Annotated in this window: 20 protein-coding genes, 1 tRNA gene and 1 rRNA gene; 2 read left to right on the top strand and 20 right to left on the bottom strand. The window is 41.0% G+C overall.

Going from position 1 to position 26804, the window contains the following annotated elements; translation table 11 throughout:
* Nucleotides 1–111 precede the first annotated feature (111 nt).
* Nucleotides 112–1107, top strand: coding sequence for a LacI family DNA-binding transcriptional regulator (locus tag F0249_RS02010; protein ID WP_113797119.1), 996 nt, complete (start codon nucleotides 112–114; stop codon nucleotides 1105–1107).
* A 155-nt stretch (nucleotides 1108–1262) separates the two neighbouring features.
* On the opposite strand, the gene F0249_RS02005 is transcribed toward F0249_RS02010, so the two are convergent.
* The 6 genes from F0249_RS02005 to F0249_RS01980 form a co-directional block, all read right to left on the bottom strand.
* Nucleotides 1263–4712, bottom strand: a complete 3450-nt coding sequence (locus F0249_RS02005) for a hypothetical protein (protein WP_171755691.1) — start codon at nucleotides 4710–4712, stop codon at nucleotides 1263–1265.
* Between the two features lie 143 nt (nucleotides 4713–4855).
* Nucleotides 4856–5854: an ABC transporter ATP-binding protein gene (locus F0249_RS02000; RefSeq protein ID WP_171755690.1), complete on the bottom strand. Its 999-nt coding sequence runs from the start codon at nucleotides 5852–5854 to the stop codon at nucleotides 4856–4858.
* Between the two features lie 10 nt (nucleotides 5855–5864).
* On the bottom strand, nucleotides 5865–6818 hold the full coding sequence (locus F0249_RS01995; protein WP_171755689.1) for an ABC transporter ATP-binding protein: 954 nt from the start codon (nucleotides 6816–6818) through the stop codon (nucleotides 5865–5867).
* Nucleotides 6815–7807 carry an ABC transporter permease gene (locus F0249_RS01990; protein WP_171755688.1) on the bottom strand — a complete coding sequence of 331 codons (993 nt, stop codon included), beginning with the start codon at nucleotides 7805–7807 and terminating at the stop codon, nucleotides 6815–6817. The genes F0249_RS01995 and F0249_RS01990 overlap by 4 nt, the downstream gene beginning before the upstream one ends.
* A gap of 8 nt (nucleotides 7808–7815) precedes the next feature.
* A complete protein-coding gene (locus F0249_RS01985; protein ID WP_017052031.1) occupies nucleotides 7816–8790 on the bottom strand; it encodes an ABC transporter permease in 975 nt (324 codons plus the stop codon).
* Nucleotides 8791–8847: 57 nt separating this feature from the next.
* Nucleotides 8848–10482: an ABC transporter substrate-binding protein gene (locus F0249_RS01980; protein ID WP_171755687.1), complete on the bottom strand. Its 1635-nt coding sequence runs from the start codon at nucleotides 10480–10482 to the stop codon at nucleotides 8848–8850.
* 430 nt (nucleotides 10483–10912) lie between these two features.
* Between F0249_RS01980 and F0249_RS01975 the strand changes: the two genes are divergently transcribed.
* Entirely contained in the window at nucleotides 10913–11686 is a 774-nt protein-coding gene (locus tag F0249_RS01975; protein ID WP_171755686.1) for an ABC transporter substrate-binding protein, read from the top strand.
* A gap of 81 nt (nucleotides 11687–11767) precedes the next feature.
* Here F0249_RS01975 and F0249_RS01970 read toward each other — a convergent pair whose 3' ends face one another.
* From F0249_RS01970 to rrf, 14 genes are all read right to left on the bottom strand, one after another.
* The gene (locus F0249_RS01970) at nucleotides 11768–12958 is read right to left on the bottom strand and encodes an RICIN domain-containing protein (RefSeq protein WP_171755685.1); all 1191 of its coding nucleotides are present in this window, start codon (nucleotides 12956–12958) and stop codon (nucleotides 11768–11770) included.
* Between the two features lie 400 nt (nucleotides 12959–13358).
* Nucleotides 13359–13757, bottom strand: a complete 399-nt coding sequence (locus F0249_RS01965; protein ID WP_171755684.1) for a DUF1090 domain-containing protein — start codon at nucleotides 13755–13757, stop codon at nucleotides 13359–13361.
* A gap of 124 nt (nucleotides 13758–13881) precedes the next feature.
* Nucleotides 13882–14691 carry a helix-turn-helix transcriptional regulator gene (locus tag F0249_RS01960; RefSeq protein WP_171755683.1) on the bottom strand — a complete coding sequence of 270 codons (810 nt, stop codon included), beginning with the start codon at nucleotides 14689–14691 and terminating at the stop codon, nucleotides 13882–13884.
* A 2547-nt stretch (nucleotides 14692–17238) separates the two neighbouring features.
* Nucleotides 17239–18519 carry an HNH endonuclease gene (locus F0249_RS01955; protein ID WP_171755682.1) on the bottom strand — a complete coding sequence of 427 codons (1281 nt, stop codon included), beginning with the start codon at nucleotides 18517–18519 and terminating at the stop codon, nucleotides 17239–17241.
* A gap of 56 nt (nucleotides 18520–18575) precedes the next feature.
* Entirely contained in the window at nucleotides 18576–19529 is a 954-nt protein-coding gene (locus tag F0249_RS01950) for a DNA cytosine methyltransferase (protein ID WP_216599501.1), read from the bottom strand.
* A complete protein-coding gene (locus F0249_RS01945; protein ID WP_171755681.1) occupies nucleotides 19526–20464 on the bottom strand; it encodes a DNA cytosine methyltransferase in 939 nt (312 codons plus the stop codon). The genes F0249_RS01950 and F0249_RS01945 overlap by 4 nt, the downstream gene beginning before the upstream one ends.
* Nucleotides 20461–20625: a ribbon-helix-helix domain-containing protein gene (locus F0249_RS01940; protein ID WP_123294997.1), complete on the bottom strand. Its 165-nt coding sequence runs from the start codon at nucleotides 20623–20625 to the stop codon at nucleotides 20461–20463. Before F0249_RS01940 ends, F0249_RS01945 begins: the two co-directional genes overlap by 4 nt.
* Before the next feature lie 199 nt (nucleotides 20626–20824).
* On the bottom strand, nucleotides 20825–21673 hold the full coding sequence (locus F0249_RS01935) for a DNA-binding protein (RefSeq protein WP_171755680.1): 849 nt from the start codon (nucleotides 21671–21673) through the stop codon (nucleotides 20825–20827).
* A gap of 68 nt (nucleotides 21674–21741) precedes the next feature.
* Nucleotides 21742–23247, bottom strand: coding sequence for a hypothetical protein (locus F0249_RS01930; protein WP_171755679.1), 1506 nt, complete (start codon nucleotides 23245–23247; stop codon nucleotides 21742–21744).
* The gene (locus tag F0249_RS01925) at nucleotides 23244–23474 is read right to left on the bottom strand and encodes a hypothetical protein (protein ID WP_171755678.1); all 231 of its coding nucleotides are present in this window, start codon (nucleotides 23472–23474) and stop codon (nucleotides 23244–23246) included. Before F0249_RS01925 ends, F0249_RS01930 begins: the two co-directional genes overlap by 4 nt.
* Nucleotides 23471–24625, bottom strand: coding sequence for a site-specific integrase (locus F0249_RS01920; RefSeq protein ID WP_171755677.1), 1155 nt, complete (start codon nucleotides 24623–24625; stop codon nucleotides 23471–23473). Before F0249_RS01920 ends, F0249_RS01925 begins: the two co-directional genes overlap by 4 nt.
* Before the next feature lie 469 nt (nucleotides 24626–25094).
* Entirely contained in the window at nucleotides 25095–26384 is a 1290-nt protein-coding gene (locus tag F0249_RS01915; RefSeq protein WP_171755676.1) for a tyrosine-type recombinase/integrase, read from the bottom strand.
* An 88-nt stretch (nucleotides 26385–26472) separates the two neighbouring features.
* A tRNA-Ser gene (locus F0249_RS01910) sits at nucleotides 26473–26563 on the bottom strand.
* Nucleotides 26564–26701: 138 nt separating this feature from the next.
* A 5S ribosomal RNA gene (rrf, locus tag F0249_RS01905) occupies nucleotides 26702–26804 on the bottom strand; the annotation flags it as partial.

Here is a 26804-nt window from a genome sequence, read left to right as displayed (position 1 = left end):
TTACCCAGTTCAGAATTTTTGTAGAATGATCATCAGATCACTATGCTCTTTCTAGTCTCGAAGGTAACATAGGCTTAGTTTCACTCCTTGCAGGATATAAGGGCATTCCCATTGATCACCATTAAAGAAGTCTCTGAACTGGCTCAAGTTTCTCAATCCACTGTCTCCAGAGCGTTAAATGAGCATCCAACAGTAAAAGAAGCCAATCGAAAAAAAGTATTCGATGCGATCGAACAGCTTGGCTATAAACCTAATGCGTTTGCACAAGCGTTGGCTTCGAGTCGCTCAAATAGCGTTGGTATGCTTGTGGGCTCTTTGGATGGCCCTTTCTATGGCCCTTTAATGCACATGGCTGAAGATACGGTTCGAAAAAGCAATATTCATTTGATAGTGACAAGTGGACAAGAATCAAAAACGAAAGAGTTAGATTCAATTCGATTCCTACAGTCAAAACAAGTGGATGGATTGATCATTCACTCCGACCAACTCACCGATGATGAACTGATCCAAATTGCTCAAAAAAGTGAAAGTACGATTATCCTCAACCGCTATATACCTGAAATTTCAGATCGCTGTATTTACATTGATAATGAACTGGGTGGATATTTGGCAACGAAACATCTACTTGAACATGGCCACACCAAAGTTGCCTGTATTACTGGTCAAATGAGTAAAGTAGATAGCCGAGATCGCCTACAGGGTTATAGAAATGCCTTGTCTGAATTTTCTATCCGTTATGATGCAAGCTTAATTGTTGAAGGTCGTTTTGATCATCAAGGGAACCATGAAGCTGCTCGTCGCTTATTAGATAGAGATCCGGAGATCAGCGCCATCTTTTGCCAGAACGATAATATTGCATTAGCTGTGTATGACGTTGCGTCCGAGCGCCACTTGAAAATTGGAGAGGACATTGCGGTGGTTGGGTTTGATAACGACACTCATAGTCAACATATTCGACCACGCCTAACAACGGTTAACTTCCCTGTTCATGAAATGGGAGTAGAAGCGGCTAAAGGTGTTCTTTCTCTTATCAATAAGCAGACTTACCCACTGAAGCACAAACTAACACCTGAACTGGTCATTCGAGATTCCGTTAATCAAAAATAATTCACAACTCGATCATTGCCATCAACATCATATTAGTGGATTGAAAAAATAAGACGAAAGCAAAGACAAAAATGAACAAATAAAAAGGGTCCTAAGTATTATCTTAGGACCCTTTTTTAACTCAAAGTGTTAAGTAAGGATAAGTTTACCTCACTCTATTTTTGACGGAGCATCGTATTTGGAATAGACACAACTACTTTACTGATTTTATCTGAACGCTCAAATAACTCAGAACTCAGTTCAGCAGGAATCAATAAAGAGTCCAGTTTTTGCTGAGATCCATCTGCAAAATGCACCTCTATCTCTTCGGCATTTTGTTCATTCACTTGGTAGATAAATGGCACTTGGCAATAAGTGAAGGCTAATTCATTCGCTTTCACAACAAAACTTTGTGCATCACCAGCCAGTGTCTGACAATTAAATGTAAACGGCTTGTCCAAAAACTCACGACGAGCGAGAAGCGATGGTTTAATCGCGATTGAGCCATTTATCACTTCAATACCCAACTCACCAAAACGAGTCATCACTTCTTCTTTCACTTGTCCTGTCATACCTGGCTGCTGAGCGCCAGAATGTTTTGGAGTATGTGAATACGGGTCTGTTGGGAATGCGCCATAATTTTGTGGTGTTTTGTTAAAACCAATACCAGCTCGTACTTTATAGTAATAATCAGCAAGCTTAGCAGTAACCATGCTATTCGGATCTAGCTCCCACGCTTGTTGGTAGTTCTCTTGTACTGCAAGCAGAAGTTTTGACACCATATGCCAGTAAATACATCCTAATCCTTCATAGCCAAACATGGTTCCAGAGCGACCTGTAAATGCCTTGTGGTTGAAGACTTGTTCATACAACTCTTCAATGTTCGTCCACTCATCAGCATTTATGGTAGGGAAATCGAGTTTGACTTCATTTAGCGCGGCTTTCAAATAACTGCTATTTTCGAAACTCGCATTGAAGTGATAATTACCTTGGCTATCTTGAGCTAAGATGCGCTTATCACTTGTGCGAGTCATCATGCGAAGAAGTTTACTTTGCTCAATCGCCTCTTTCGGCACTCTATTTTTCTGCATGAATGAAGATAGGTCACGATCTGGATAGAGCATGAAACTATTCTGATCCGAGCGGTACATATCGCTAGCAAACAGTTTGTCTAACAGATCAACCGCTTGATTTGGAGATAATACGCCCGAACTTAGAACAGCAACCTGTCCTTCAAGCATCGGGTACAACTCTTCAACGGTCAGACTTTCAGCCGAGCAGCTTAAAATGTTATAAGCATTGTACAGACCATCTTGGCGTAAGTTATTTTGAGTACTTGAATCAAGCACCTGCAAACTCACTGTCATTAGTTTCTCAATCGCAGATCGTTCTACTTTTGTTTTTCCTGAGAACCCGTTCATTCGGTAGACTTTTTGACGATATTCATCCGCCGATTTTTCTAGCAGAGTAAGCATCGCTTTACGCGTTTGGCGAGTGACCGTGTCTTGGCGGATCTCTTTCGCGGCATCAGACAAAGTATTCGTTACTGCTAGCATCCACTCAAACACTTCTTTTGAGATAGAGAATGATTTAGGTGCCTGCTCAAGTAGTTTTTGCATAAATGCCACGTAACGACGCATGTAATATAGTGTCACCATCGATAAACCGTTACCGACAATTGCGTTGTTCGCATCATTCCATTCTGGGCGCTGAGTATTGAGCCAAATACCGCCATCAAGCACCAAATTGCTCAATTTTGCCAGCAGTGGAACCAGCACTTTTTCCATCAAGTTGACCATGTAGACTTCGTTATCGCCACTCATGATCAAGCGACCATCGCTACCAATCTCTTCTACTCGCTTCTCGGTCAGTTCTTGTCTCTCTTGATTGAAATCAACGGTATCTTTTGGATTTTCAAACAACGCCTGTACACCACACAATTCATACGGCACGTTAGCGTAGCTGAAAATATCACTATCAAGTAATTCCAGAAGATCCTTTTGTTCGAACTTGTCTGCCAATTCTAAGAACTTGAGTAAGTAGATGATCTGGTGATCGCCCCAATACCCGATATTGCTCCATGGGTCATCGGCTTCTAGTAATTCCCAATCCACGCCATCTTTAGTAATACGATATGGGTTATAACCATCCAGTGTCGAAGCATTTACGAACTTAGAAATAAACGATTTAATAAACCCAGGATAACTTAGGGCCATCGCTTCCCAGTTTTGGAATATGTCGCGCCAGTTACCTTGGTAAGAGAGTAAACGCTCACCAAATTCATCTTTAAGTTTAATTTCGTAATGGTTCCAAGGGCGGCTTGGATCACCATGACGACGACCAAAAGTAAGAGGTAAATATTCGTAGCTCAAACGGACTAGCTGTTCATCTCCAATTGCTTTTGCATGGGACACTAATTCGGCATGAGTAAACGTTTCAGATAACTGTGCGAAGAAGTCTTGATGACGACTGAACACTTGCTGATTTGCACGACGCATTGTTTTGATTACATCGGCTTTTTCAAGCATGTAACCATTTTCAAACACGCCACCACGCATATTATTAAAGAGTACATTTGCGTAATGATGAACACTGGTATTTTCATCTGCGGTTAACTGCCACGCATCAGCACCAGACATCAGGTTAACTAACTCTTGTTGGTTCCCTGCGATACTCTGTTCTAGCTCGATTGCTAACGTTGCCGGTGCTAATAGCACTTTTTGTAAATCACAAACATCTGCGTGACTTTTATCAATATCCGCGACAATCGACCACGTGTTGTTTTGATTGGCTTTTAGGTTGATTGATTTATGGATAAGGTAGCTGCCACGAATTCCTTTCGTTAGCGGTTCGTTACGGATCTCCCCACCTCTACGGAATGTATTTAACTGCGTACTGGTCAAAAGAATTTGGCTACAATCATGATCTAAGCTAAAGACCGTTGTTGCTAGCAGTGACTCAGCAGGGTCGGCACGATCACTTAATTTCGCGTACATACTGAACAGCGCTAATGAGCTACCTTCTACCTGCTCATTCCATTTGTATGCATCCACTAATGCGCTACGAGTTTGTAATGCACTAAGCGGAGCTCCCGATGGTAAAAGGTTCTGTAGACCATCAAGAACATCCACTTTTCGTGACGCCCCAGACAAATCTGTCAGCTCAGAGCGACGAACAAAACCAAACTTCTCACTGGTGTTCCAGCTGTATTGAAACTTCAACTGTAAGCTATGATTGAGTTCTTCAAATACAAGCTTATCGCCAATCGCATTTTTATACAGGTGGCGCTCTACCTCATATAATCCATCATGATGAACATTAAACGGTTCCCACAGTGCAACTTTGTTTTCATCTTGAATGCGGAAGATGGTTTTTGAGCCCGTGTTTTCAGCACTCTCATGAATGTGATCGACTGACTTATATGGAAAGAGTGCATTCTCCGGACGAATACGTCCCGCAGACAAGCTGCCAGTTGAAGAGATGAATAACCAGTGATCGCTCGAAGAAACAACGCTAATAAAAAACGGTGCCATTTGATCAACATTAGATATTTTGTAGTAACGTTCGCCTAGCAGATCAACAAACTGACCTTCCACTTCAGGCTGTAAAGGGTAATCGTGTTTCATTATTCAGATTCCGATATCTGAATATTCAAATTACCACGGATTAACGTGTTTTTATAAACCGACTGATAATTCAAATATTCTAAAAGTTTAAATTTATTATGAAAGCGCTTTCTTTTGTGCTTTTTTAAATAAGACCACCAGCGTTATAGGTGATGACAACGCGCGTAGTGATCATCTGCAATTTTTGTTGGCTCTGGAATAGTTTGGGTACACTGCTCCGTCGCTTTAGGACAACGCGTTGCAAAAGGACAACCAATACTGCTTGGCTTCCACATCGGTATATCACCTTTTTTCACATTCAATTCGCGCTTACCAGCATTCCCAACTTCAGGAACAGCGGCTAACAATAGTTGCGAATAAGGGTGTTGCGGATTTTGCGTCACATTGTCGCTGCTTCCCCACTCCACCATATGTCCGACATACATAACGGCCGTTTTTTCAGCAAAATATCGTGCCGTTGCAATATCGTGAGTGATATACATAAAAGAGATGCCATGCTTATCTTTCAAATCTGACATCAGATTCAAAATACCTAAGCGCACTGACACATCAAGCATCGAAATAGGCTCATCCGCTAGAATGACTTCAGGGCTCACCGCGATCGCACGGGCAATTGCGACGCGTTGACGTTGACCCCCACTGAGCTCAAATGGATATTTTTCGGCCGTCTCTTTTACTGGTGAAAGCCCAACCATATCGAGTAGCTCATACACTAATTGCGGAATCGCCTCTTTCTTTGCTCGCTTATGAATCAACAGTGGGCGAGCAATATGATGATAAATCGTGTGTACAGGATTAAGAGAGCCGAACGGGTCTTGGAAGATCATCTGTACCTGACGTGCGTACTCAAGCTCACCATTCTCGTCAATGTAATCAGCAAGAGGTTGGCCTTTAAAGTGGATATCGCCAGCGGTCTTATCGTAGATTCGCGTTAAAATCCGTGCGCCAGTACTTTTTCCTGAGCCTGACTCCCCTACGATAGCCAGTGCTTCACCTTTACGTAGATCAAATGACACATCATTGACCGCTCGCATCAGGTTACTTTTCACTGATTGACCAAGAGGAAAATCTTTAACCAAGTTTTTTACCGACAAAATCACATCTTTATTGCTGGTATTGTCTACTGTTTTGGTGGTGTCCATTTTCATTCCCTCACACTAAATGACAAGATACGTGGTGACCGCTTGCAATCTCACCCAAGCTTGGTTCGCTCTTGCTACACAGTTGAACACATTCCGTGCAGCGCTCTTGGAAGTTACACCCTTCCGGTATATTAAGTAGATTCACAGGGTTTCCAGGAATACCAAATAACCGCTCTTTTGGACCATGAATGGTTGGGAATGAAGAGATCAACCCTTTGGTGTAAGGATGTTTGGGTTCGCTGAACACTGTTTTTGCATCACCTAACTCAATTAAGTTACCTGCATACATCACTCCAATTCGATCGGCAATTTCACCCATCAAACTTAAGTCATGGCTAATGAACAGAATAGAGAAGCCAAATTTTTCTTTAAGCTCATATAGCTCATTCAAAATTTCACGCTCAACAACCACATCTAAAGCCGTTGTAGGTTCATCCATAATGATCAGCTTTGGCTCTAATGCGAGTGCAATAGCAATCACCACACGTTGGCGCATACCACCACTCAATTGGTGCGGAAAGCTCGACATACGGTCGCCATGAATACCGACAACATTGAGTAACTCAACACCACGATCATGCGCTTCTTTGTATGGGATCTTACGGTGGGCTAAAATCACATCCGTTAGCTGTTCACCAATCGAAATCACTGGGTTAAGTGAGTTCATGGCACTTTGAAATACCACTGAGACATCATTCCAACGGAAGTCGCGTAACTGTTTGTCACTCATCTTTAAGATGTCTATCCCTTTATAAAGGATTTCACCCTCAGAGATTAAAGCTGGTGCTTTGTGTAAACGTGCAATCGCAAATGCTAGGGTACTTTTTCCACAGCCAGACTCCCCTGCAATACCCAGAGTTTCACCGGGAGCAATAGAAATACTGACGTTGTTTACCGCTCGCGCAACACCATTAGGCGATACATAATCAACGCAAAGGTTGTTAATTTCTAATACGTTACTCATCTTAAACCTCGACGAATGTCAGCTTCTTTTTTCAGTTTGTGCCACAGTTTGATGTGTGGGCCTGTACGTAGTTTAGGGTTACTGACTTGGTCGATTGACATATTAATCAATGCCAAAGCACCGCCTGTAATCGCAAGTGCGAGTGCAGGAACCAGCATTTCCCACCATGCGCCAGTGTAAAGAGATGACGACGTTTGCGCCCAATACAGCATCGAGCCCCAACTTACTTCTGTTGCGTCGCCTAAGCCTAAAATACCTAAACCTGCTTCTGAGCCCATGGCATAAATCACGGTACCTAAGAAGCCACCAAATACGATTGACACAAGGTTTGGTAAAATTTCGACCAAGATAATACGAATCTTTGATTCACCCATTACTTCCGCAGAGATGATGAACTCTTTACTACGAATCGCCATGGTTTGTGAACGTATTACCCTTGCCCCCCAAGGCCAGGAGGTTATCCCGAGCAACACGGTTATCACCAGCGACCCGACTTGCCCTAAGAAAGCAGCAAGGACTATCAATAATGGCAATTGAGGAAACACTAAGAATACGTTTGTAATGAAGTTCAAACGATCATCAATTTTCCCACCTAAATAGCCTGATGTAACGCCAACCAGCACGGCGATAGTCATTGCGATCACACCCGCCGATATTGCGACAGTAAGTGACTTTCTTGCTCCATATAACACTTGGCTATAAACATCACGTCCGCTACGGGTACTTCCTAGAAAGTGCTCCGAACTTGGCGCGATATGAGGTCTTGCCACACGCTTTTCCGGGTTATGTGTCGCTAAAACAGGTGCAAATACGGCTCCCATTAGGACAATGGTGAGTAACAATCCACCAATAATCGCGGGTGGGTTACCGTAGAAAAATGCGTACGCTTTACCAAATATTTGCTTAATATTTTTCCATGAGAACTTAGGTTCACGAACAGGCATATGAGGCTGATTCGAACATTTTTGAGCGTCAATTAAATTATCCATGATGCACCTTAGTTAGAAATTCGTGGATCGAGCCAAACGTACAATAGGTCGGCGATGAAGTTAGCAGTCAAAACCGCAGAAACTAAAATGAGAAGAATAGCTTGAATCAGTGGATAATCTCGGGCCACGATGCCTTTCAGCAAGATGTTCCCCAACCCCTGATAGTTAAATACGACTTCGGTCATAATGGAGCCAGCGAATGAGAAACCAATCGCCATCGCAATAGCGGTTGCAACAGGCAATATGGCATTGCGACCTGCATAACGGTACATGACTCGGAAACTACTCAGGCCCTTTGCTTCAGCCATGGTGACGTAATCTTCTCCCAATACGTTAATCATGGCATTTCGCATATTGAAAACCCAAGTCGAAATACCCACCACCACCATTGAACCCACAGGAAGGATGGCATGCTTGGCGACACTGGCAATAAATTCGAAAGTAAACCCTGGCTCTAGCGCTGGGTCATACGTATATGCCAACGGTAGTAGTTCAAGTTTTAAACCAAAGAAATAGAACAGTAAAAGAGCCGTTACTATGTAAGGGAAGTTACTGATAAAGGCCAACACTGGCGGTACCACTTGGCCAAAAAAACCTTCACGTCTATACGATGCGTAAGTACCAATACTTACCCCAATAATCAATGCCACAATTAATGAGCCTAACGCGAGAAACATTGTCCAAGGCAGTGCCATGGCTAATACATCGGTAACGCTTACAGGAAACATTAAAATTGAAGGGCCAAGATCAAGAGTAAACACACTTTTGATATAAGCGATGTACTGTTCAAAAACATTCCCATCGACGAATCCGTACATTTCTCGCACTGCATCCATTTGAGCTGGATCCATACGACCTTGTGCAGCAGCGAAAAGAGCATCCACAGGATCGCCAGGCATTAAACGTGGCAACATAAAGTTGAAAGAGATAGCGATAAGGAAAGCTGTAAAATAAAAACCAAAACGGCGAACTAAAAACGACATAATAAATCTTTTAACCTAGGAGCTATAATTCATGATTATAGCTCCACTACATATTATTTACTTAAGGTGCAAGTTATTAAGAATAATGACTCGCTTACCACCGTCATACCATACTGGTTGAACATATGGATTTTTTTCACTTGGCCAGCCAACGATCTTCTGTGTGCTGTATTGGAACCACGTTGGGTTAGAGAACAATGGAATAAACGGTAAGTTTTCTGCCGTAAATTCTTGTAGTTCACTTAGGATCTCTTCTTGTTTCTGAACATCACCTGTTTTACCAAAGCTTTCAATCAGCGCATCGATTTTTGGTGAGTTTACACCGTGACCAGCGTGCCAAGTTTTACCAATACGAGATGTTGTGAAGTACTCTTGATATGCAAGAATCGGGTTAGTCGCAACCATTGACCAGTTGATCGACATTTTGTATTTACTGTCTTTCAAGTTGCTGTCATACACAGACCAATCTACGGTTTTAATGTTCGCTTTCACGCCCACTTCTTCATAGTACTCTGTCACCATTTGAACCACTTGGATCCAATCAGTCCAGCCACTTACTACTTCGATATCAAACTCTAGCGCTGAACCATCTTTTTGATCTCGGAAACCATCTCCATCTTTATCAACAAGACCTGCGGCATCTAATAGTGACTTCGCTTTCTTTGCATCATATTGAGTTAAGTACGCGTACTTATTGCTTATTTTTTTATCAATATGAGTCTCATATAACTCACCAATACCACCCGCATTGAAGTTTGGTGTTGGGTAACCATAAGCGGCAATATCAACGATCGCTTCACGATCTAGTGCCATTGAAAGGGCTTGGCGAACACGTAGGTCATCAAATGGTGCTTCTTTAGTATTCACATAAAGGTGAATTGCATCATTCGCTGGGTACCAGAAGTGGTTATTGGCTTTATCTTTTTCAACAAATGTTGATTCAACATCGGCGATAAAGTTTGAACCCCAATCGATCTCACCTTTGATCAAGGCTGGTTGGATTTGTGAGTTATCGTTATAAGAACGGAAGTTAACACAATCCAAGTATGGACGACCTTCAAGGTAGTAATTAGGGTTTCGACACAGTTCCATCTGTTGCGGCTTGATGTATTTAACTGCCGTCATAGGGCCGCTGCCAACAGGGTTAAGGTTCATGAACGTTGTTACGTCAGACACTTTCGACCAAACATGCTTAGGTACGATATGGTAGCGCTCAAGGTTCCATACAAAGGTAGAATCCGCTTCATTCAGGTTAAAGACGACAGTGCGATCATCTGCGGCTTCAATTGTCTGAAGGTTCTTCGCTGACCAAATACCTTTTTGGTCAAATGCAGGAGCATCCTTTGTTAGCATGAAACTAAATGCCACATCTTCAGCCGTTAACTTAGTTCCGTCAGACCATTTAAGATCAGGACGTAAAGTAAGTGTCAGCGTTTTTAGATCATCAGAATACACGGCAGACTCAGCCAAACGGTAATCTGTTTTACCTGTCATGTTGTTAAACACAAGTAACGGCTCAAACATTACACCGTGTAACAAATCCTTAGTCGTATACGGGTTAAAGTTCTCTACAAAGCCTGTATTAATGATTGGAACTGTTAACGTTCCTCCCTGCTTAATATCGGCAGCTTGTACTGAAATTGCGAATAGAGCCCCAGCAGCGAGTGAAGCGAGTAAAGTTTTCTTGTGCATCACGTAGTCCTTAGAATGATAATTGGTTTCAAGAAAGCGCTTTCTTTTGAGTTCATAATATAAGGTTTTTACTATTCAGCAATGTTCAAAAGTAGGAAATGAATTATGGATCACAGATTATATATCGCTACGAAACTTTCATTCAGTTATATCCGATACCGATGATACTGATTAATTCACCATTTAACTCAATAAAAACAATAATATAAATATTAATTGTCGTGCTATTTATACTCAAAAAAAAGATACTGCTTAAGCTCATATCTTTAATATCAATTTCCCTGCTATTACTCTCAATAAAGCCTCACAGTCACAGCAAAGACAATTAACCAGTATCAATCACCGAACTCAAAAAGAAAGCGCTTTCTTTTCTTGTTTTGTGAAGTAACATATCAGTGAGTGGTTAGTTAATGATAAAAAGAGGTTTTCCATGATCAAATTCTGGAACGGTAACAAGTCGAAATCTCGACAGCTATACGAGTTAGATATAATAGAAATGTTGTTCAATAACAATAAGATAAATTGTGACAATACCAATTATCCTAGCGCAGAAGATGAAGGTAATATATTCAATACAGGGACAGATGTATTAGTCACCGTAGCAGGAAACCAAAAGTTTATGCCAAACACGTTTCTAGAGTTAGCTGAGCCTCTGTGCAAAGGACTGCTTGGCTGCCGAATCCTTATCATTCGCGATCAAGATAGAGCAAAATTCCATGATATTGACGAGGAAACTCTCAAGGGTTTAATCGCGGGAATACCTAATACTTGGGCTGATGCTGATCTCTTCCGAGCCAATCACTATCAAGTTTTAGAAAAGGGAGAACTAGAAGATGTCTTTCGCTATTTAAAACAGGGGTTGTGTGACTATGTCTCATTAGGGGCAAATGAAGTAGAGCATGTTTTCGATCAGCACGCTCAACACTTAGGAGGGTTAACTATCGATAAAAAGGTGGCACTCTACTACCCAATGCCACTGGTTTTTTATATACACCCTCAACGTACTGACTTACTTGAAGCATTAACCGACAGGATAAAAATTACACAAAACAATGGCCAGTTTGATGCTATTTTTGATAAACACTACGGGAAGGTAATCGAGAATATGAATCTATCTAAACGAAGGTTCTTTCAGCTATCAAATCCATCCTTACCAGCGCACTTTCTTCCGCACATTACACCCATACTCGATACTTTTAGATAATCAGTTTTCACTTAATCAAAGCTGCTAAGGAACACCGTATTGAAAGTATCGAATATGAGTAACGTATTTATATAAAAGGCTCTACTTGGCTCTTAAAGAGAACTTCTCTGTCTCAGAGCCATCTGGAATCGCCATCTGCTGAAGTATTAAATTATCAATTACTCCTGGGTAGCTAGAAAGTTCAATAGTGGAATAACCCCAATTTTTTGGTGAGTATATCCTACCAAACTTATACGTCATTGCGTATGGAACCTTTGTATCATGCGCATAACCAATGACATGCGTGTATTCATGTGCAAGAGTTCCTACGGCTGTCTTTACATTCTCGTAATTGCTTTCAGCACCATCAATCAAAATTTGGTAACGGCCTAAAGATAGGGAAATATACGTACTGTTTGCAGCACCTGTCGAACCATTTCGCACTACCCCTTTGATATACATAGGCTCACTCTGTCCCTGAATATCGCGCCATACCTCTATTGGTTTCACGATCCCCTTATCGATGATCTGTTGATTAGAAAGCAAAAGTGTCTTAAATTCTGGCGTTCTCATGATTCGTTGAATGCGCGGTAATACCACTTCTAACGCATCTAATCGGTCTTGGTTCATTCCGCTATATGCTTGTAATGCAAAGTTGAAAGCATTAAACGCATAAATATCAGTTTGCCAATAAGGAACGGCCTCTGAAACACCATCCAGATCGGTATCAATATCAAAAGTGAACTCGATAGGCAGCGTTGAAAAGTCTATTTTGGAAAGCAATTTCTCATCTTTTTGACTTAGCCACACTTGATCTTCACTACCATCACATCGCCATAGTTCGGCTCTTTCTGTCGGATGATTTTGTCGCCCTGAAGATAAGCAAAAATCTGGTTTACCATTGATTTGAACTTGGTGCTGAGTCGTATAGACAAAACTTTGCATAGGTTGGTTACTCTCGCACAGTTGCAGCATTAAATCTGCCCCCTGAGCAGTCGCATTAACACCTAAGCAAATATTGGCATCTTGTTGCAGTCTGATATTGCCAGTATCCGTATCAAACATGAAAACTTGGTCAGCCCCAGAGGTTTGATCTTCAGTATCACAGCTATTCAGTGATAATCTGGAAGCAACATTAAGTGATGAACGTGGCTGTAAACACAGACCATTTTGGTTTTCCTGCTGTAAGTAAAAGTGACTAGGAAGTGCAACTTCGCTAAATTCACTCGCATAAGCTATTGAACTTATAGAAGAAAACACCATAATCGATAATAGAGAATAATTTGAACGCATCATTACACCTTTGCTTATTACTTGTTAAGGTTCATCGTACGCTATATAAACTACAAAACTATCACTGGCTATAAATTGTTTGAGACTGTACCCAATAAAATGATGTTTGATCAATGCGTTACAACCACTGAATCGCTTGTCCATAGCTCCGAGAGTACACTCGCGACGTTAGAGGCGTGTCGGAATCAATCATGCTCACTCAAGCATTGAATGCTTACCGAGGAGGTTTCATTCTCATCACACATGATCAGGATTTTTCTGCCGATTCGGGGTGTATCGTCTGGTTAAAGTAAGACAATAATGTTCACATGAGAAACAAAGCGGAACATCACCGTTGTTCCGCTTCACTGGAGTGCAAATTGCGTAATAACATGGAGCTTTTGTCTTGCCTGAAGAAACTCTATTTCAAAAACGATAGCTCTCTTTCAATTACTTTGACTTCACGTTGCTCTTCTTCGATTTTTCTTTGGTACTTTAGGATCTTATCTTCTTCTTCATAAGAATGGGCTTCTTCAAGTTCAGAGCGATACTCTCTGAGATCGCTTTCAGAATCCTGAAGCTTTTCAAGTAATTCATCCTTCAAATCATCATTAGTACAGTAATCATTGACGTGATCTAAAGCATTCTTCAATCCGGCAAGTTTATTGTCATGTCCATTTAATTTGGCAATGTCCATTTTAGCTTGAATGATACATGCCTTTTTATCGCAGCCTATTTTTTCTGAACAATCAGAAGCAAATGCAGATATAGGAAGAAAAAAGAAGATAGATAACAATAATTTGATGTTATTGCGTAACATAGTAATAGCCTATTTCAGATTGAGTAAGATTCAGAGCCGGAATTTACAGGTACTGAGTTTAGGTGGCTATATTGTTTTGTAGTTAAAAATATACAGATGATATATGGTCGAGTTCGTGAATTATTTATAGTATGAATTCGATACTTTTCTTTTTTATCTTTTGACTAAAATATCGGAAATACCTGAATGATTGATCGCCCACTTCCGATACGTTTTGATAAAAGGGGTTGCTGACAAGAGAGGCAAAATCTACTGTAAAAAGGAACAAACCAAACATTGATCGTTTAGGTTCCAAGTATAAATCATAAAGGAATTGTGCCATTGCAGGATCATGAACGGGAATAATGAGCGACTTCTTAGCCATAGATTCAGCCATATACTGAAGCACCTGCTGCCTGATCGATAAGCTAATAGAGCCAACACTCAAAAGCATACTGGTCTTTTTATCATAAACAATATGACCTACCATCAACCCTTTACAGTAAAAGATGTGAATCACAAGGTTGTCAACTGATAGGTGCTCTGCCTTGTAAAATTTCAAAAAATCTACTGCATACAACTTTGAGTGAATCGATAATATGTCATTCCAAGAGTCACTAGGAATGGTTTTTATCGTATGGGAGTCAACACTATCTATTACGTAACTGTATGATATATCTTGATTAACAGGAATTTCGCTAAGTTTCACGGAAGGTGAAATTACTTCTGTTTCTTTTGGATCATATTCATAGTGTTGAGAGAGAAAATTAGAGATACCTAAACGCCTGAGTAAGCTCGTTTTGGTTTCACCTCTTTCCCATTTGCTAATCATAACTTGGTTTACACCATCAAAAACCCTATGTGAACACGCAAGCAAGCTTGCCAAATCTTCTTGGGATAAGTCCCGTTCTTCACGCAACCTTTTTAGTTCATTTGGAAAGTCATTTCGATTCATTTAGTGCCTATTATCAACTAATTATTAGTGCAGTGTCTTAAATATAAGTTAGCTTATTTTGAGACTAAGGCAAATCAGAAGATCATCGCATTGTGCTTATGCCCGACAAGCTGGGCAACCGCATGCTCTTCAATGTTAGCCTCTTGTATTTCATTGACTTTGGTATGGCGGAATGAGTAAGCACTGGGTTTCTTTCCCACTTAAAGTGACAGACGTCTAGAACATCACCAAAACGTCACAATAACAATCTTCTGACCAAGCCGTATCATAACGCAGGAGATCTGTATAAAAACAGATTTGAACTCGACAAAGCTTAATGTCGCACCTTGGCTCTGCGAAAAGAGTATGGAGTAATTGAACCTGTTCGATATTTCTCAGGCAAGCGATTTCGTTCACGGGTTGGAGAGAATTGAAACGCTTTGGGATTATCACAGTGCGATCTTGCGAAACAGGACAAGTTTCGAAGCTCTAGATACGAAAAAACCGCTGTAAAAACAGCGGTTTTTTCTTTAAAAGTGGTGGAGGGATAGGGATTTGAAAGCTATACCTACCGCAAAAAACAAAAATTAACCGTTATATATCAGCAATATATATGAAGAACACAAAGTGTTAATTGTCAATTCTTTTAGTCAGTTGACATTACACTCTTTTCTACTAAGGTTCAACCAAAACGATACAATCTTCACCGCTCATAAAACCATTCTAGATAGTCAGACTCGACGGTCATATCAGCTATATGGGTGCAGCATTAAATGATTTTATGATCGATTCCCAATCTCACCTTACCAAGCTACTCAGTTATAGTAATATATGCCTTGTGTGGTTATGGAGAAACCTAATGTTATTGTGGACACCTGACATCCCCTGTGAGCTAAACAACTGGCTAAACTCAGCCACTGATCGAACCCTGTGTTGTGAGGTGAACCCATGGAATTGTACAGGGTCTTCAGAGTTTGAGACTAGAATCGCAGAGAGCGCACAATGTCTATGCATCCCCATAACTATTAGGGGTGATCAGGTCGAGGGTATCATTCATACAATTTGGCAGTATATATCCTCCAATAAAAGCGGCACCGAAAGTTTTATCAATAAAAATCATACACTTCGACGTGATGAACTGCGTCAACAGATACGCACCAAGGAGTTGCCAGACCTGAGTATCTATGACTGTGCCGATTTACTTTCTAAATTCAACACAGCTACAGTGCTGTGCATTAGAATTGGTAACTCAATACCAGATTACTTAATGGGCTGGGTCGATTATATGAGTCGATATACCTGTATAAAAGTTATCATTCTATATCCAAAAACCTTACGTAAGAGAAAGCAGTTTATACACCTGCGCAACCTCACAGCTCCAGTTCTAAAAAATAGTTGCATAGTAGATGCATGTAACAACGCGGTATATCAATTGACGGGAAAGTATATGCAACAAAATGAACTATTTACTGCTCTCTCAATTAGTCATTCACTAAATGATTTCTTATCGATTGTACAAACAGCAATTCTATCTCAATGTACCATCAAGGCACTGTTATCCCCCACTGGCAAACTAATATTAGCGAGTTATCGACAGCATTCTTGACTAAATTAGTGTGCGGAAACTGTCAGCCTACCAAGGCTTCTGAGATTAAGGATTGAGCACATATTTTTAATTATAAGTTATTGTTTTATCTTATAGTAACAAACATCATCTTCCAGTTTTAACGAGGTGCATGAACGATCATGATATCTATAATATGGGTGGAATCATCGTGATTTCTACGGTCGCTCTCTAGTTATGCCTTTCTACTACATCCAATCACCTATATTAACCGCTCTCAAATGCTGCCTGAATAGTCAGGCGAAACAGTCATAGCATGCTGATTGAACGACTGGACTACAAAGCACCTAGGGTGTAGGAGCGTTCAAGATACGCAATTAAACCAAAATAGTCTTTACTTTTAGTATTTTACAAACAAAATCACTCAATCATAACGAGGTGTGGGAACGATCGGGCTACCAATAAACTCGGCGATATGGCTGTAAATGGTTGCTTTTATGATCGATCCCTAGTTATGCCATTCTACTACTTGAAGACACCAGCATTTACCGCTCACTAATACTGCCTGAATAGTCAGGTGAAACAGTCATCGCATGCTGATTGAACGACTGGGCTATAAAGCACCTAGGGTGTAGGAGTGATCAAAATACACATTAGAACAAAAATAGTCTTTACTTTTAGTACCTTACAAACAAAGTCACTCAATCATAACGAGGTGTGGGAGCGATCGGGCTGCCAATAAACTCGGCGATATGGCTGTAAACCTGGTGGCTTTTATGATCGATCCCTAGTTATGCCATTCTACTACTTGCAAACAACAAGGCAGCACGCCTTATGCCGAATTTTGCAGCATAAGAGGTTGTAAGTATGGAAAGTTTTTTAGGCTGTTCTAGATGTAATGGGTTGACGAAAGTGATACGTTTTAGCATACCTTGTAAATAATGTATGGCAAAACGTATCTTATTTCTATAGTGCTTTTGAGAGCAACATAAGAGATGTTGCCGCTAAGCCCCGTAATTGATGCGTATTCTTAAAGCCTCCGTGCTTATGTATGGAGGCAAATGAATTTTGTCAGGGATTGACTCTCTATAAATCGGATCTGCCAAGATGGTGTCAGATTTCGTAATGCTTCCATCAGGGTGTATCACGAAGTGTCCCTTATCGTACAGCGTGTGGAGATCGGTTCGAAGCAATATTCCATTCCAGACCTCATCTGAACCGTTATCTTTGACTTGAATGATGTGGCATGCCTGCAATACATCTTTTACACTTGTCCCAGATAGTAGGCATATAGCATTTCCTGCTTCTAACACTGCTTTTCTGAATTTTGCTTGTGACGGGCGAGCAGTAACAGTTACGTTAACTTTATTTCGGATTTGTTCAGAGATTTGGACTCGTTCTTCAAAATCATTGGCTTGTTCAAATGGTTCACCTAAAGACGAATCAACTGAGTTTCCTAGTAAAGATGCTATGAGAACGATGTCTGTCGAGTTGATAAAAAACTGTTGTTTTTCATTTGATAGTCTTTTGCCCAATAACGTTGACTCTCTTAAGGATAAAAAACCGTAATAGTGCAAAAACAGTAGGTACTCTCTAATAATTCTATGATCATTATCTTTCTCTTTGGCTTTCCAGGTTGTTGCAAACTCTTCTGGTCGGTCTCTAAAAATCTGAATTCCATCGACAATGTTTGTGGTCGAAGTTAATACACCTGCTAAGGGAATAACTACCGTATATAGCTCTTCAGTTGTTAAATAACCAAAATCAGGATTACGTAAATATAACTTGTATGTAACCTCAAGTATAAGTTCTAAGGGCTTCAAACATACGCCATGACGGTTCCAGTCATCAATCTCAGCCTGTGAGTGAACGTGACTGTTAGGTAATTCAAGAGTTTTAACTATGTATGTAGCAAACTCTCCTCTAGATAATTTTCTCTCAACGTATTTTCGAGCCAAGTTGGAGATTTCGATACCTCGAGAGGTCGAAATTAAGAGACCAAGATTTTTCCAGTATTGTTGGGAGTTTCGAAATAGGTTTCTCTTACCTGTTCTGGCCAGTCGCAAAGACTTTCCCTTAGACTCGAGTTCTTTCGATAGGTCAACCTCAATTTTTTTCAATCCGTCAAATACTGAATCTGCATTTGCTGGTTGGCCTTGGTTCTCATACAAAACCCTAAGGCACCCAAAAAAAACATTTGGCTTGTTTAAAGATTCACTAGGTGTATTACTAGCCCACTGCCAGCGATAACCAGAAAATGGTTTTATTATTTTGTTGTAATTCATAGCATCACCTCTGTTATGAGATGATGCTAACACTTAACTTTTTAAATAACAGCTAATTAGGCGCATTCTTTGTGACGTAAGGTCTCTTGTTCTGCTGCCAATAACATTTTACCTAATGCATAACCAAGTTTTGGGGGAACCGCATTGGCGATTTGTCTATAGCCTGAGGTTTTACTACCACAAAACTCAAAGTCATCAGGGAAGGATTGTATGCAAGCTGCTTCTCTAACTGTAATTCTCCGATGATTGCCTGGATGATGTAGTACGACGACACCTCCTTTTTCATCACCACGACCAGTAATGGTAGGTGATGGTTTATTAGGATCTATCGTTCTATGTCCCAAGTGACCATTAAATTTTAGTTTGAATGCAGAGCATACATGATTAAGTATGTGAGTCCCTCGTTCTGGCTCGGGAAAGTGAGCTAAAGCCTCGCCGATAGTGATCCACTTAGGAAGTAACACTCCATCTTTAGTATGTGTAGGTTCAGGTGGAAAACTTACTACTGAGCTATTGTCTTGTCTTACACCAAGGATAATCACCCGCATCCGAGTTTGAGGTACTCCATAGTCCGCGCAATTAAGCAGTTTATACTCAACCTTGTATCCCAACTCAGCAAAATCGTCTCTTATTTTTTCGATTACTTTGCCCTTGTCTAAGGACAAAATGCCCTTTACGTTTTCGGCGATAAAGAATTTGGGCTTCTTATCCCTAATAACTCGAACCATTTCTAGGTAAAGCTTGTTGCGCGGGTCGTCGGCTTTTCTACTCATATTAGCCACAGAGAAACCCTGACAAGGGAACCCACCAACTACCACATCGCAATCGGGGATTGAGCTAGAATCAACTTCAGCAATATCGGCTAAAACAGCGTGGCGACCAATATTCTTTGAATAAGTATCAACCGCATCGGCATAAAGATCATTAGCCCAGATAATATCTAATCCAGCTTGTTTTAGCCCTAAATCAAGGCCACCAGCACCACAAAATAACGATACAACTCTCATCATTCACACCCGAAGTAATCTTTAAAGCCATTTGCAATCAATTGTGCAAAATGCACTGGAACGGCATTTCCAACCTGTCTATAGCAAGAAGTCATGCTGCCAAAAAACTCGAAATCTATTGGAAAAGTCTGAATCAAAGCCGACTCTCTTATAGACATTCTTCGGTGGTTATTTGGATGCTGAATAGCGCAAACCCCACCTTTACCATTACCTCTTGCTAGAATCGTAGGAGATGGTTTCTCAGGATCGGTTTTTCGATGTCCTGTAAAGTTACGGTTAGTTACTTTATATTGAGAGTAAACATGGTTTAATAGCTCATGATTACTTTCTGGCTCAGGGATCAGAGATAAAGCTTCGCCAATCGATACCCATGGCTTATAACCCTCTTTTTGTGCCTTTTTAGGCGCAGCATGAGTTTGCGCTGGATATTTATACTCCCATTGAATGTCTTTACGTACCCCTATGATAAATACACGCATTCTAGACTGTGGAACACCATGGTTAGCAACATTAAACAATTCTTTGGAGACCACATAACCTGCTTCTTGAAAATCACTTTCAATTTTCTTGATCGCTTCACCGCCAGCTAAACTTAGAATTCCTCGTACATTTTCCGCTACAAAAAACTTTGGTTGCTTATCCCTAACAACACGAAGGAACTCTAAATAAAGTTTATTCCTGTCATCATCTTCAAAACGCAACAGATTGGCTTGAGAAAAGCCTTGGCATGGAAACCCACCAATAACTAAATCACAATCAGGAATGTTTGTGGTTAATATGTCGGTAATGCTACCGTGAATGATATGATCACCGATGTTGTGTCTATAAGTTTCTACGGCATCTTTATCAAAATCATTGGCCCAAACTATATCAAAGCCTGCATTTTTAAATCCTAAATCAAGACCGCCAGCTCCTGAGAATAGAGAAACTACTTTCATTTGGTTTCACTCTCTTTTTGTAATTCTTTCAGGTAATTATCAACGGCCTTTCTGACTAACCAAGCAATAGAGACATCTTCTTTCTCTGACAATTTGATTAACTCTTGATAATCTTCATAGGCCAAAGAGACAGATAACCTAGCATCACACTTTTTCTTCATTTTCACTTAACTCAGGTAATTGAGGAGAGAACTGTACACCACTTTGCACCACTTTGCACCAGTAAGGGTTGAAGTAATGGCAACCTTTCCTATTGCATCAAAGGTTCGGTTTACTCCTTCTTGTCAAAAACATTTTATTACCCAGATGTGCTCATTAAGTCCATAAGGTATGAACGCTATCTTCCGAATAAAAAATAACTCAGCTTCCACTCTGTTCTTGTGTTGTTACCTCTAACTTACGTAGCTCACTCTGTGAGACATTTAGTTTTGCATGAGCTTCCGCTAGGTAACCCCTCGTTTTGTCATACTCACCAGTCAACTCTGCAGTGCTAGTATGAAGTTTTTTGTTTTCACTTAGTGCGAACTCCAGTTTCACTGTTACAGCAGTATGATCGTTTTGTAGTGCTGAAAGCTGCTCATTCAGGCATAGGTGTGTACCTTGAAGCGTCTCGTATTTCTCTGCCGCTGCGTTCAAGTTATTCGTAAGGTGAAGGTTGTGCTGTAGTAACTCAAAATTATTTTGTTTTGACTCAGCCAAATCACACTCTAGTTCTTCAATCTTGTCTTCAAGCTGCTCTTTTTCTTCAACTTGTTTTTGTAGTCGCTCTTCGATATCAATAGCTTCTGTTTCAGCTCGTTCCTTCGCTCGAACCGTTAAGTTGTATTTTGCATCGAGATCCCTAATGCGGACAGTCATCATCGACTCATAATGTTCATGCGCTTTATTGTTTAACTCTATGGTCATATCACGCAACACTTTGCGAAGCTCTTCCTCACGCCTAGCTAGGAGATTTTGCAACTCGGCAGGTAAGTCATAATTCAGGAAAGTGGATTCTGCTTTAGACTCTTTAGTATCCGCTGCTATTTGGGTCGCAACAGCAATACGCCCCTCGTCTATAAGCCGCTCTAAGTCGGACTGAATAGCAGAAATCTTCCCTCGACCAAGGGCTTCTTTAATGTGCCAACCAGTGGGGTTCTTTCCTTTATTTATTAATTGAGTCGCAGTTTTGATGATATCTTCATCCGTGTATGATTTCGGCCTAGCCATTGTTTCACCGTTCTTTTAATTATTATTTTTAGGTTTGTTAGTTAGTACAGTAAGTTAGTCACGAGGACTTACTTATCCACTGAAAGCTCGGCTTCAGTAGGGGTAGCAGCCTTCTTAACAGTCGCTAACTCTCTAGAAAGCCCTCTTGCTACAGAAGGAGGGAGCTCAAGTGCTGTATTAAACGCCGACTCAAGGTACTCAGATTGTTTTTTTGCCATATTTTTGTCTTTAGCATTGATAGCAAGAAGCACTTTTTTAAAGATATCGACTAACTTAGGCACAAGAGTTTGTGTTAACTCCTGCGTGAGTGTTGCAAGTCGACTCGTTTCTACTTTTAGGTCTGACACCTCGATTTTCATAGTGTCTCGCTCTACCTCTAGTTGGCTCAGACGTGTCTGCGCCTGCGCGGCATCATCAATGGTTTTAGTCAGATGTAGTTCAACTTTTTCTTGCTCCTTCAACAAGCGAGCGTGCCTTTTCTCTGTCAGCGCTATTTTGTCTTGAATATGCTGCAATTGATGGCTGTGGTGGTTATAACTGCGTTCAGATTTGGGCAGACTGGCTTCTCGATTCATTTCCGCTCGATGTTCCGATTGCTGCTCAGTGAGTGGGGCGAATACTACATTTATTCCCTTAGCGTGAAACAAGTGTTCATTTGCGAAATCCTTGACCATTCTTTGAAAGAACATGCCGAAATCCTGAGCTTCATCTCTGGTCAGGTTTCCATTACTGGGAAAAAAGCCCTCAACTGAGTAAATTTGATGGACGTACTGGTTTACTACTTGAATTTGCCTTTTGTGCAAATCGTACTCACCTGTTTCACTGTTACGCCCTGACAAAAAGTAATGGGGATGACAGCCTGTCGTTTGGTCAATACCACGCTCGTCATCATGCCCGATAATCGCTTCGATGGGATACTGCGGGAAGTAATGTGTCAAAAATTGACGAGTGAACTCGATATATTCTTTGAGGCTAAGAGCATCCGAGCCCACATTCCATTTATGCGGTACTTTGAGGATACCCTCTTGCAAATAAACAGCATTCGTTGGCGCACGGCTCTGAACTTGGTTGTGCGCGTTTAAGTACGTCTCCAGCATTTTTAGTCGCTGGTTTTTACGTTGCATAGTGAGCTTCTCAAACTTCTCTATCCGAGAATACGACACATACCCCTTGGTATTTAGTATCACTTGAAGAAATTCAGCCGCTTCGTTATTGCCTTTTTTTAGCTCACTCGCAATCGCGGTTTTCACTTTTTTTCGGTACTGACGATGCTGGGTTTGCAGCCCTTTCTGATTGCGAATACGCGGAGTGGGAGCAATTCGATATAGCAAATCTGTACGCGCTTCTTCCGACCAATTGTCTAGTGGCGACAACCTGCCATTGCACCAGATTAGATTCTGAGATGATAACTCGTCGTTCCATTCGAGCTTTTTCGTTGGTTTAGACTTCGCTTTTGAATCAGATAAAGCGACTATTAGCCTGAGTGAGTGTTTAAGCGAGGCTTCGCATTTCACCCGACTTACCGACCGAGAAGTGTAATTCACTCGTCGATGGAAGTGATGGATATCCTTCATTCTGCCCTCCTAAGAGGCCAGGTATTTAGAGAGTCAAGAGAGACTTCTCTTGCCCGCAGCTCGCGTGCATCTTTTGCGTAGCAAAAGTGTGACGGGAGCGTAGCGGGTTGCTGTAGCATCCCACTTTTTAAGTGGACGGCTTTGGCACTGAAAGTGCCATTGATGGCAGTCTTACTGCCATCGTTGACATCGAAAGTGTCAGTCACAATATGGAGCTGATTTCTCATGACGCACTCCCCATATTTCCTTGCAAAAGTGCGGCTTTGAGCTCGGGTTTATCATGAATAAGCGTTTGCAATAAAGCGATCATCTCGGGAGAGGTATCACTGCGTTTGACTGTTGTCTTAGTAGGAGTTGTATTAACACAACCCAATACATCAGCTAGATGATTGGCTGCCGCATTGGCGTAATCAGGTGCATCTTTACGCATCCAACGACCATAATGCTTATCAATCATATGAGTATTCGTGTGCCCCATTTGACTAGCTAGCCAATCTTTACTGATACCCGCAGTCAGGTTTTGACTCGCGTAAGTGTGTCGTAACTGACTCGAACCACGGTGCTTAACTCCAGCTTTTTTGAGAAACGGAGTGAAGAACGTCTTATTAAACTGCTTAGCATTCAAAAACGGCTGGCTAGTCTGGCTGTTGTAGAAGATAAAATGGACACGCTCTTTGATTAGAGTCTTATTATCCATTTGCAAGACTGAGATGGTGCGAGCTCGCTTTTTCTCAGTCAATGGCAACTGGTCTCTCAATACGTTGAGTGCCAATTCATTGAGCTCAACTTCTCTAACAGAGCCTGGTGTTTTTGGAACTTTGTAGTCATTGAGCACCTTTGAACGTCGAACATATAAAACCCGACGGCTCCAATCAATATCTTCCCACGACAACGCCAGTAGCTCACCGATGCGAACGCCCGTCAGAATATTGAATAAAAGTGCGTGTTTACCACTTTGACACTCAGTGGGTGTGTTAAAGAGCTTTTGGATTTCTTCTTTTTCAAAAGGCATTGGCTCTGCATTGACTACTTTCAGGTTTTCAATGCCATCCATGGGATTAAGCGTTATTAAGCCGTCGCGTTGAGCTCGACTGAACACTGCTCGAAGAATGGTCAGGAACTCATTGATGGTTTTGTTCTTATAGCGTTTATGCAGCTTACCAATGGCATCATGGATGTCACTGTGGTTGATGTCTTGAATCGCGCGTCGACGAAAGAGTTTCTTCAGCTTAGACGCTTTGCTTTTCTCTGCAATGTGAGTAGAAGGAGCACAGATAGATTTACGTTGCTCTTCATATTTTTCAATGAATAGGTTAAGGGTGTCCTGATTGTTTAATTTCAACTGTTTTCGCTTAGGCAGCTTACTGCTGCTCTTCATTTTGCATACAGCTTACAAGCAGAAAAAGCAGAAGTCACACCTGAAAGTACTAATAATATCAGCTAGTTATTATAATTTTTTCAGCATTTCCCTAGTTATCAACCAGTTATTAATTTTGAGCTTTCGATAGTAGCCTACGGGTAATGAAAAGCGACAACTTGCATAACTTGAAGTAATGTAACCACTTTTTTGTCAATTGAAAAACTACACTTTTTGCCATGAATAATTTGTTACCCCTACACTTTTTCCCATGAATAAGTGACAGCCTCACACACTTTTTCCTATGAAAAAGTGTGTATTTATAACTCAAATAACGATTAAGTAACTGTTATTAAATAGATTTTCATCACTTCTTATTTATAGCAAACTTTTTCGATTAACCAACCAAAATCGACATTAGAAAAAGTAATTCATTTATCTCTGTGAAGGCGAGCAACGCCCCTTGGAGTTACTCGCTTTGTGCGAACTACTATTTCCAGTGTAAGGGCATATAGTCTATTTGGTTTACTACCTCGGCTAACGTTTCAATTGGTAGCCGTTTACCATAACGACCATAAGTCATGCTGTGGTTGGCATGCCCAACGATTTGGGCTGTTACGTGCTCAGGAACATTTTGCTGTTTAAGCTCATCAATAAAGGTATGGCGAAAACCATACGCCGTCGGCCTTTGACCCGCTTTCATGCCTATAGCAGTTTGATACTTGCCAATTTTGCTACAGTAAGACTTTGACCAATCATCAAATTGATTTTGTGGCTTGTAACTGAATAACTGTTTGCGCCCCATAGCTCTAACTTTCTCGACATAATCAAGAAAGCCTTTGTCTATCAATACATGATGAATTGGAACCTCACGGATACTGTTGGCATTTTTCACATACTTGCCTTCTTCATCGACTGAAATCGAAAAGTAATCAATACCATTCTTTTGTCTGATATCTGTAATTTGAAGCTGACAAGCCTCCGCAGGACGCAGTCCCGATAAGGGTAAGATTTTCGAAATCCACTGAAACTCTTCATCTTTTTCCACGAAATGGGGTGATTGAAAAAAACGCTTCATATCGGTTAGTGACCATCTGGCTCTTTGTTCATCAATACGTTTAGTTGCTTTCTTTTGAATTTTTACGTCTTCGAAGGGATTGATTTGCGTGTGATTCATCAACTTTAAGTATTTGAAGAACTGAGAGCATGCCGCAAGGTACTCTTTATTTGTTTTTACGCTTCGCCCAGCTTTCAGAAGTTCATCACGATAAGTCAAAGCGTGTGCTGTAGTGACTTCAGCAACACCATTAACGGGAGTACTTTCAATGAAACATTTAATACGAGCTTCTAGCTGTTGGATGGTTAACGGTCTTACTTCTTGCAACTGTTTAGACTCAACAAAAGATGCCAGAGCATCTTTTAATGGGACGATAGGGCATCGTTTAAACACTGTAGGCTCAGGTGAGCATTCTGAACTTGTAGGGCGGACTGGTATCACGACAGCAGATGTGGCATCAAGCCCATCGACAAACGTGCTTCTGAGAGTATTGATAAGCTCATTGGCCGCTAATTTGAAGTCTGCGGGGTGTGTTTGTGGGGTAACGCTATCGATAAGCTGTTTGAGCTCAATGGCAACAGTAAGATTACGAAAAGAAGCAAGTTGTCGATTTTTGGTAAGTAAGGAAATTTTCAGATCAAATGGAAAACCAAGATCTCGAAATTTTTTTGGTAAGCAGATACGCGTGTAATAGTTGTGATTAGCGGTCTTGAATAGGTACATTGTCTCAGTCAATCCTATGGTTTGACTTTGCACCCTTCAGATATGAAAAAAGCCGTTGATAAACAACGGCTTTTTTCATATCTGAAAGTGGCGGAGAGATAGGGATTTGAACCCTAGAACCGCTATTAACGGTTGCCGGTTTTCAAGACCGGTGCTTTCGACCACTCAGCCATCCCTCCACAAATTTTTACTAAATATAAGCCTTATCTAAGATGCTTATTATCTAGTTTTTGTTTTTAGGCTTCCTTAAATGTAAAGGTAAATCTAAAAACTTTTTTGCTTTTATCTTTTTTATAAAGAGATAAAAACGAATAGGAGCCTGGCGATGTCCTACTCTCACATGGGGAAGCCCCACACTACCATCGGCGCTACTGCGTTTCACTTCTGAGTTCGGCATGGAGTCAGGTGGGTCCGCAACGC

It is taken from the genome of Vibrio sp. 03-59-1 (genome assembly GCF_013114135.1).
GTDB lineage: Bacteria > Pseudomonadota > Gammaproteobacteria > Enterobacterales > Vibrionaceae > Vibrio > Vibrio cortegadensis.
Note: the sequence above shows the minus strand (reverse complement) of the source record. Positions and strands in the feature narration are given on the sequence as shown.